The sequence below is a fragment of the Pacificoceanicola algae genome (genome assembly GCF_049341065.1).
Classification (GTDB): domain Bacteria; phylum Pseudomonadota; class Alphaproteobacteria; order Rhodobacterales; family Rhodobacteraceae; genus Pacificoceanicola.
Map to the genome: position 1 here is coordinate 1 of NZ_JBMPIX010000065.1, position 1,104 is coordinate 1,104.

At 52.3% G+C, this 1,104-nt stretch carries 1 protein-coding gene and 1 pseudogene; both read right to left on the reverse strand.

Annotated elements, in window-relative coordinates:
- Window positions 1-83, reverse strand: a pseudogene (locus ACOYQJ_RS26185) (IS5/IS1182 family transposase); the annotation flags it as partial.
- Between the two features lie 292 nt (window positions 84-375).
- Window positions 376-1,017 carry a DarT1-associated NADAR antitoxin family protein gene (locus ACOYQJ_RS26190; protein ID WP_422908814.1) on the reverse strand — a complete coding sequence of 214 codons (642 nt, stop codon included), beginning with the start codon at window positions 1,015-1,017 and terminating at the stop codon, window positions 376-378.
- Window positions 1,018-1,104 lie beyond the last annotated feature (87 nt).

Genomic DNA, 1,104 nt, shown 5'->3' on the forward strand with positions numbered 1-1,104 from the left:
ACCCGGGGCTTCCCGTGGGACTTGGGAAAGAAAGGGGCCAGACGCGCCATCTGCGCGTCGGTCAGCCAGAAGAGATCACTCATGTCACCGCTCCAGTTTTGGAAGCGTGAATCACGCGGCGCCACAGAAATCAATGCATCCTGACCCTAGGTGGTCATCCAGACGCATGGTGTCGGTGGCTAGAAATCCAACACCGTTGGCTAATAAAACGTTGCGCGAGACAAATCCGTTACTCAGGATACTTCGAGCATTTCCTGCAGGCGTAAAATGATACAGGCGTGAAATTCCCCTTGTGATCGCTTCATTCCTGATATCGTATTGGTAACGTTGCAAACTCAGTTTCCCACATGGCAAGTAAATGAATGAGTGTGCGTCTCAAAACAAACTTCCCTGACCATCTTCTTTGACGCTTGCAGCTGCCTCAACACGCAGAAAAGCTTCTTTCGATGACAGTGCCGCTTGGAGCTCACCACGACGAACCAAGGCGACATACAGCGCTACGGCGCCAGCTTGGCAGTTGATCGATTTCTCCGGATTAAAGGCAATATCGGTGAAAATATCATAGCGCGTCACAGCAGCGGCTAGCTCTGGTTGCCGATGTAAAGCATTGATGTAAATCCAGTCGTAAAATGCAGTGAGCGGCTCATTGGGCCAGTCCTCTCCAACAAAATGGAAGCCGGTCAAACGTCCTGAATCTTGCAGCCGCGGATCACGTTTCGCGTCGCCAGGTTTTACCTCGAGCAAATCCGTGAATGGTCCGCCCCGCTCGAACACCTTTGATGCCTGAAAAGCGCATTCGACTGAAACTTCTCGCCTCAGCTTGCGATGCGCAAGCGTCAAATTGAAAGCACTCAGTTCCTCCCCCAAAGGTTCGTCCGACATGCGAGAAACCTCGAGAATTCGTGATTCTGGATGAAGCGTACGTGCTGCCTGATGCAACGAACGCATTGACATCTGCCTACGCGATTTGGCCATACCTGCGTGCCAAGTGAAGTCGACCGACTGAACCCGTACCAGAGTGGGGCCACTAGGTCATGTTGACAAAAGGCTGACCCAAAGGCGGATGGACGTGATGTCTACAAAACCAAGGAAGCTCTCTGCGGT